Annotated in this window: 10 protein-coding genes and 1 other RNA gene; 2 read left to right on the top strand and 9 right to left on the bottom strand. The window is 58.6% G+C overall.

Features of this window, described 5'->3' with window-relative positions; translation table 11 throughout:
- Nucleotides 1-94: 94 nt before the first annotated feature.
- Together ssrA and EPO09_RS15090 are read left to right on the top strand one after the other, a co-directional pair.
- Nucleotides 95-466, top strand: a transfer-messenger RNA (tmRNA) gene (gene ssrA / locus EPO09_RS15095).
- 145 nt (nucleotides 467-611) lie between these two features.
- Nucleotides 612-923, top strand: coding sequence for a hypothetical protein (locus tag EPO09_RS15090; RefSeq protein WP_290644152.1), 312 nt, complete (start codon nucleotides 612-614; stop codon nucleotides 921-923).
- 66 nt (nucleotides 924-989) lie between these two features.
- On the opposite strand, the gene EPO09_RS15085 is transcribed toward EPO09_RS15090, so the two are convergent.
- The 9 genes from EPO09_RS15085 to EPO09_RS15045 form a co-directional block, all read right to left on the bottom strand.
- Nucleotides 990-1,475 (bottom strand): hypothetical protein, encoded by a 486-nt coding sequence (locus EPO09_RS15085; RefSeq protein ID WP_290644151.1) that lies wholly within the window; start codon nucleotides 1,473-1,475, stop codon nucleotides 990-992.
- A gap of 1 nt (nucleotide 1,476) precedes the next feature.
- On the bottom strand, nucleotides 1,477-1,782 hold the full coding sequence (locus EPO09_RS15080; RefSeq protein ID WP_290644150.1) for a DUF6527 family protein: 306 nt from the start codon (nucleotides 1,780-1,782) through the stop codon (nucleotides 1,477-1,479).
- 2 nt (nucleotides 1,783-1,784) lie between these two features.
- On the bottom strand, nucleotides 1,785-2,291 hold the full coding sequence (locus EPO09_RS15075; protein WP_290644149.1) for a hypothetical protein: 507 nt from the start codon (nucleotides 2,289-2,291) through the stop codon (nucleotides 1,785-1,787).
- A gap of 2 nt (nucleotides 2,292-2,293) precedes the next feature.
- A complete protein-coding gene (locus EPO09_RS15070) occupies nucleotides 2,294-2,575 on the bottom strand; it encodes a hypothetical protein (protein ID WP_290644148.1) in 282 nt (93 codons plus the stop codon).
- Nucleotides 2,572-2,862, bottom strand: a complete 291-nt coding sequence (locus tag EPO09_RS15065; RefSeq protein WP_290644147.1) for a hypothetical protein — start codon at nucleotides 2,860-2,862, stop codon at nucleotides 2,572-2,574. The genes EPO09_RS15070 and EPO09_RS15065 overlap by 4 nt, the downstream gene beginning before the upstream one ends.
- Nucleotides 2,863-3,005: 143 nt before the next feature.
- Complete coding sequence (locus tag EPO09_RS15060) at nucleotides 3,006-3,518, bottom strand: hypothetical protein (RefSeq protein WP_290644146.1); 513 nt, start codon at nucleotides 3,516-3,518, stop codon at nucleotides 3,006-3,008.
- 1 nt (nucleotide 3,519) lies between these two features.
- Nucleotides 3,520-4,482 (bottom strand): phage tail protein, encoded by a 963-nt coding sequence (locus tag EPO09_RS15055; protein WP_290644145.1) that lies wholly within the window; start codon nucleotides 4,480-4,482, stop codon nucleotides 3,520-3,522.
- Nucleotides 4,483-4,643: 161 nt separating this feature from the next.
- Nucleotides 4,644-5,492, bottom strand: a complete 849-nt coding sequence (locus EPO09_RS15050; protein ID WP_290644144.1) for a hypothetical protein — start codon at nucleotides 5,490-5,492, stop codon at nucleotides 4,644-4,646.
- Between the two features lie 37 nt (nucleotides 5,493-5,529).
- The coding region (locus EPO09_RS15045; protein ID WP_290644143.1) for a hypothetical protein at nucleotides 5,530-7,122 on the bottom strand (1,593 nt) is incomplete at its 5' end.

The raw sequence follows: 7,122 nt of genomic DNA, 5'->3' as shown, positions 1-7,122 counted from the left end.
GGCGGGGGGCTTGAAAAGCCGCCGCCCGTCCGCATATCGATGAATAAGGCCAGCGCGGATTCGCAAGAACACCTACAATGGCCTGACTTTTCCTGGGGCCGACCTGGTTTCGACGTGGGTGCGGATTCGGGACAGGGCATGTCGAGGACCAGCCACCTCGTAAATCCATCTGGAAACAAACTAACTGCAAACGACGAATCGTTCGCACTCGCCGCTTAACACCGGTGAGCCTCACAACAGTTGGCCTATGGGCTGTGCTGATGTCGCAAGACTGAAGTAGTGAGGTCATTCACATAGGCTGGGTCTGAGCCGGGTCACTCGGTTCAGGTCGAGATTCAGTGACTGGCTGGCTTGGTAGCGTGCTGCTGCGCGATCAGGTCGGCGAGATTCAAATCAGACAGCTACGCATGTAGAACTGCTCGATGATGGCTTACGGACGGGGGTTCAATTCCCCCCGGCTCCACCACTTAAGACAACGAACGCCAAGCAAAACGCTTGGCGTTCGTCCTTCTGAACTGCTTTTTGTTGTCGTTGATTGGCGTTCGTTTCGCACGTAGTTCGCACGGGAAATCGCACGCGCAGAATATGGCATTACTGTATAAATACGCAGTATGCGAGCCATCATCACAGAAAGCTGGCGAGACGGCATCAAGCTCGATGGCCGATCAGCCTCCATGACGTCAGACCGATCCACCGTGGGCCGGCTGCGCATCCTGGCCAAGGGATTCGAGAGACAGGCCACATTTTCCACGATTCGGGATGGACGGGAGACGCTCCTGCTGCCCCCGCTTTGGCGGGTGGAAGTCATCAGCCTGGACGAGTGGTATCTCACGCTGAGCGGCCTACAGAGAACGCGAGAGCGCGGCCCGTTGCAGTACCAGGAATGGCGCTGTGAGATCCTGGACAAGCAAAAGCAGTGGTAACCACAAACGCGAAAAGCGCGGACCGTACCCAGATAGATACGGTCCGCGCATGATCAAGCCGGAAATCTACTGCGCAGGCAACAGAGGCAGGAGCCCTGCTACTTGGACCGCCAGTTCGTCACGCTCGCCCGCCACCGCTGTATATCTTCCGCTGCACTCGCTGAGGCTGTTGGTGGCGGCGGAGACTTGCGCAACGAGCTGGGAATGGGTTGAGACGCCGGACAAGGCGTCGGCACGTACTCTGTCGAGTTCGTCGCGCAGGCCTGCAACAGCAGTACGAGCACGGTCGCGATCAGCGGACACAGCCGCAAGCTTGTTTTGCACATCGGTTTCGACCTCCTTGGCCTTGACAGCCTGAGCCTGGTTGATTGCCAGCACGGAAGACTGGCGCTGAATGACGACGTCTTGACGCCGTGACGTTTCGCGCATGACCTGCGCACGAACCTCGGATCGGCCAACATCGCGTTCATGGTGGCCAAAGGCCAGCACTGCGCCACCGAGTACAGCCGCAATGCCAGCAGAGAGCGCCAGGCGAAGAGAGAAGTCCAGCATGTCAAACTCCTTCCAGCGGTGGCAGATCAACGGTCTGTCCAGCCAACTGGTGACTACAGTCACCAAGGAACTGGATGCGGCCGTCAGTCACGAATGAGTGGCACACAGCAGGCGGCGCACCGTCCTGACCGGCATCGGCCCCGTTGTACGTAACCAGGACGCTCGGACTGAAAGTCGGCTTGTCCAGGCTGCCGTTCCATCCCCAGTTCGGCCCAATGTCCGATCCGTGCTGTATGTGGTGATGGGTCTTGCAGCCTGGGCAGTAGAAGCGCACCAACTCATCTAGCTGTTTTGCAACGTTGGCCATGATCACCCTCCATACACAAAGGCCCGTGCCCGAGCCCAATTGGCGGGCCACTCGTCTGGATGTGGTTTGCCAGGACGCCACGCACGCAGAGCGTATAGCCGCCAGCCGGCCTCCTGATCGTCCTTATCAGGGAGGGGCTGAGGGTCAGCGTAAAGAATCAGACGGGCAATGCCGGCGGCCAACACATCGTCCGTTTCCAGTGCGGTCCACACAGCCATGGAGTCGGCTGCTACGCCACGGTCCTGACACAGCTTGACGGCGTAAGGCCTCGTAATGGTGTTCGTCAGCACCCCCAAAACGCCACCACCGCGCTCGTTCTGCCACAAGCCGTGGGCAGGGCCACGGCCACCGCCCGACAACACCTGGCAACGAGCACAAAGCTTCGACTCTTGAAGCCCGATGGCCATCAGCATGTGCCAGGCCTGCGGAGAGGACATCTTGGGAGGCAACAGAACGAGCGCGGGCTGTATCGCGGTATCCCAAACACTTTGAAGCAATGAATCGGACATGATCACCCCTCCTTAACTCGCGTCCTGATGATCAGGACAGCAAAACCCAAGATCACAGATACGTCCTGCAGCGTTGGCTTCTCCAAGCCAAGAACAGGCGTGATGACAGCCCCTCCCCCACCGATGGCCAGAAGAGACCAAGCAATGGCCTTGAGGACGTCTACAGCGCGCTTGCGCATGGAGAGGTGAGGAGCGAAGGGGGACGTTCGCTCCAGCTTGTTCAATGCCTCGGCGACAACGATCAGCCCAGACAACCAATGCACGACACAGAGCAGGGAGTTCATGACGTCTCCCCCCCGGCTTGTTGCGGCCAGTACTTGCTCATGATGTTGACCAGAGCCTTCTGAGCACCAACGCCCAGCAGGAAAGCCATGCTCAGCAACATAGAGTCCGGCACGTTTGCAGCGAGCAACGCCAACGGCGTCAAATAGCCAGCAGTCAACGAGCTGGCGCAAGACACAGCCATACGGCGTACAGACGTCCGTACAAGCTCACGCCAGGTGTCACCCGCACCAGGAACCGAATTGAGCAAGGCAATCGCGACCAGGCTGCCACTGAAGCCCGCGATCAAGATGTCAGGCCTCAGCCCTATCGATATACCGAAGGCTGTCAATGGAGGAACAGCAGCGCTCGCGCCCACGAACGTCGCTACTGCCGTTGAAGTTGGATCTGGCATTGCCACCTTTCAGGCATTAAAAAACCCGCCGAAGCGGGTCAGGTGTTGGACGGGAAGGCAGGCCGCTCAGGCAATGGCTGATCGGGATCACCAGAACCTGCACGCATCACGCCACGCAACACAGCGTCTCTGTCACGCCAATCCTGCGGATACGCAACCCCCGCTTTGGAACAGCGAATAGACACGCGGTCGCTGAAATCAAGCTCGGCTTGAGCCAAAGCTTGGTAGGCCGCCCATCGCTGTGCCTCTGTAGGGCCTGGATCAGCCTCCAACGCACCAGGCGGAAGATCGACGCCGATGTGCGTGATCACCGCTCGCTCGCCGGTCGGCAACCAGAACACCACGCCACGCTTGTCCACCACCACGGACCATTCACCCCCGGCAAAGACGGCTGCCTGGTGCTCACTCAGCTCAGGCGGAGCCACATCGGTACAGCCACCAGGAATAAGCCACTCGCCATCCACATGAGGGTCGGGACGTGCAAACTTCAACTGACGGTCCCAAACGCCGTCCTCATCACATTGGTAGATCTGCTTTTGTTCCATGCTCACCTCACGCCACCTTAATGATGGACATCACCGCCGCGTTGATCGGATTGGTCTGATTGCCACCGTAGTAGCTCAATGGAGTAGAAGTGCCCATACCACCACCACCGTTGCCAGTCGGGAAGTTGGTATTCGGTCCATCGATTGTGAAAATCGCCTGCGTGTGACTGTGCGACTCAATCTGCCAGCCCTGCGTGGTACCAACGTGGTCACCGGTCGCACCACCTGGTGCATTGGCCCCACGTGTCGCCCGGTCAGGGTCATTGGACGTGCCATGCGCCCAACCTCGCTTGAACTTACCCCGATGGTCAGGCAGGTTGAAGTGCGTGGCATCTGCAGCCCCATGCGCAGTGCCCAGCACCGCATACAGTGGTGCATAGAACCCTGCACGCAGTAGCGACGAGCCGTCATTCTCAAGCCAGCCAGCGGGAGGCGTCTCAGATGGCCAGTCAATGATGGCGCCGATCGGCAGAGCCGAAAGAATGGCGCTGTCCATCTGAGACCTGCGCACGAGGCCATTGCCAGTAGACGCATCTGTCAGGCGACATGGACCATCATTGGCGTCCACGTGGAATCGTCCAACACCACCGATGGTGACGTTCAGAATGTTGGTCGACCGGTCGAAATACAACGAGTCGCCGGAGTCCAGAACCCAGTAGGCAACGCTGCCCGACACATACAGCGAACTCAGAGAGTCAAGCTGAAAGCCAGCCGCAGAGACATAGCCTGAGTAGACCGCTGTACTACCTTGAGGCACAGACAAGCCAATGATCCAACTTGCGAGAGTGCCTGCCCCCGCCGTTGCATTGACATTCACAGTCAACTGACCAGTGACAGTGTTGTATGCCGTTACCTGCCCAACCATGAAGTTGGACACGCTCGCAGCGCTTACCAGATAGACAAACGCCCCCACTACCCATGCCTTACCGGCTTGCGTCGCGAGCGTCTTGCTACCCACACCAACGGTCATGGATGTCGTGCTGGTGCCGGTCGTAGCTGTCAACTGCAGAGACTGCTCCAGGGCATTGGCTGCAGCGGTCCACTCCGGAAGAACAGCCAGGAACGCATCCGCACGATCCGCAAAGTTGACGGGATCGTTTCTCGATGGAGGTGTCGGAAGTAGTGGAAGCATTAAATGAGTCCTTCAATAGTTACTGAGCACTCCGAGGCCTGCTCATAGGAAATCACCAGTCGGGCATCCTTGGCATACCCGTAGATGACGGACGAGTCGTAGCGCCGTGCACCAATCCAAACCACCGCAGTGGCCCGGATAGATTCCAAGCTGCTGAGAACCCAATCGACGTCGGCATCCCGCACAACGAACGGGACACTCATGTTCTTGGCGTATGCACGCTCAACTACCGTTGTCTCACCGAACTTGCTTGTGTCCTTGACAGAGTAGTCAGTGAAACCAAGCCCCATGCCGTATCGAGTGTTGCCGACCCTGTAGATGTGGCCCGTCACAACCGTACCAACAGACACAGGGCCCGAACCGTTGATAGTGATCGTGATCAACCCAGATGAATACGGCGGGACGTCTTCCAGCACAACAGTGCGCTTGCGCACAATGTCCGTGAAGAAATAGGTATCCCAAGAGGTGACCCCGTAACCTGTATTCAGATTGACGGTCCTGGAATAGACCGTCTCCGATCCATTGGTCATCGTCACAGTGACACTGTTGCCAGTGACATCCAGCAAGGCAAGGCCACGCACCATGCCAGGCGCGATGGTGACTGTCAGCGAGTCCGATGCGCTGCTTGCCGTACCTGTAGCCCTATCGAACATTGCCCACTTGTTCGTGGGACCAACACGTTCCCAATGCACCGTATCGAGGTCGGGAGACGCAGCGGACACTCCTGCCGTGATCCGCTCGTATACCGTGTGATTCGATAGAAGAATCCGCCTATCGCCAACGGCATACGTTGCACCTCCATCCCAGACTGGATAGTCGTCCTCAAGCAGGCTGGATGAAACCAACATCGCCCCTGCTATCAGTACCGGTTTGATATACCTCATGTCATGTCACCGAAGTTGTAGACAGTGAATTGCCATCTGGCGTCACGCGCTCCAGAACCCGAGCTGATCGGTCCGTGTTCTGCATGATCACGAAGGCTTGACGACGCTGGTCATCGCGCAGGCCGTCCACGACCTGCCTGAGCGTCCGAATCTCGTCAATCAAGTCACCATTGACCGGAGAGGCAGACAAGATCTGCGCCGTCTGGCTCGCGTCATAGATTCGAGCCGGACCAGTAGCCTCAAGCTCAGGTCCGTTCTCACCCACGATGCGCCAGCCACCCGAAAACGAGCCACCAGATGCGAAGCCAGGTATGCCGCTCAATCGCTTGGTCGGATCACTGATAGCCGCGAGGGTCTCTTGCAAGCTCGCAAGCGTCCTGGCCTGGATGACCGCAACGTCCAAGCTGCTGCCCGCCGTCGCCTCCGCCGCCTTCAACAGGGCTTGACTGATCTGTGGAAGCAGATCAATCGCAGCCTGGTCGCCTGCGCGGGCCTGAGCGGTATTGATTGCGAACGAGGCCTGCAGCGCAGCCAGGCTACTGTCGCCACTGACGGCGTTCAGACCTTGAATGCGCTTGATCTCATCCGCGATGCCGGCACCCACGTTCTGGATAGCCCCCAGCAGCTCGGAGAACCCCTTGCTAAGGCCAAGCACGTTGCCCAGCAGCAATTTGCCGGAGTCCGAGCTGGTGTCGATCCCCTTCACCAGAGCGACAAACGCGTCGCTCGATGAAGGCAATGACAGACCCAAAGCCTTGAACTCCTGAGCCATACGCTCAGCCTTCACTGTCACCTGTTCATTGGATGACAGGAAGCCCGACTCATAGGCCGCCACAGCATCCGCCAACTCCTGCAAGCCCCCGGCACCGTTGACCAGGCTGAAGCCCACCGACGATGCATCAAGGCCAAGCAGCCGCAACGACAGCCTGACATCGGTCAGCGACTTGTAAGTGCTCGCGATATCAGCCGCACTGCCATTGAGCGTCTTCACCATCTGGCCAACACCGCTCAGGCCCTCAACCGCCAAGGCACTCTCACGCACCAGCTCCGCCGCGACATCGCCTTGCTTGTTGGTGATGGCAGACAGGTCAACTGCAGTGATGCCAAGTCGCTGCAGGGTTGTCCTTGCCTGCTCGACCCCTGACGCCAGCCGAACGACCGTCTCCAGGTAGCCCTCACCGACGTGCTGAAAGTTCTCAAACCCGGCCAGCACCACCGATGCCAACGAGTCGCCTGCCGCGCCGAACACTGCTGTCAGACGATCCTTGATTTCCGTACCCGTGAGGTCCTTCAGGTCAATCTTTCCGATATTGACCACGAAGCCGGAGATCTTGGATTCCACCGTGTCAAGCGAGACACCCAGAGGATCTGCAGCAGCCTTGATCGCGCCAACCAGGTTGCCAAAGATCGTAGTGATCTGACGCTCTAGCTGCGCGTCCGCCTGGCTGTACAAGGTCTCACGCGACGTGCTGGTCGTGATGCCCAGGAACTTGTTCTTCTTCTCGACGTCCGTGTAGTAGCTCGCATCAAACCCGTTGGACAGGATTGAGTTCAACGACTGCGGACCGCCGTAGATGCCCTGCCCCTGTATAGA

This window comes from Aquabacterium sp. (genome assembly GCF_004297345.1).
Lineage (GTDB): Bacteria > Pseudomonadota > Gammaproteobacteria > Burkholderiales > Burkholderiaceae_C > Aquabacterium.
The sequence above is the reverse complement of the archived record's forward strand: the minus strand, read 5'-3'. Positions and strand labels throughout refer to the sequence as shown.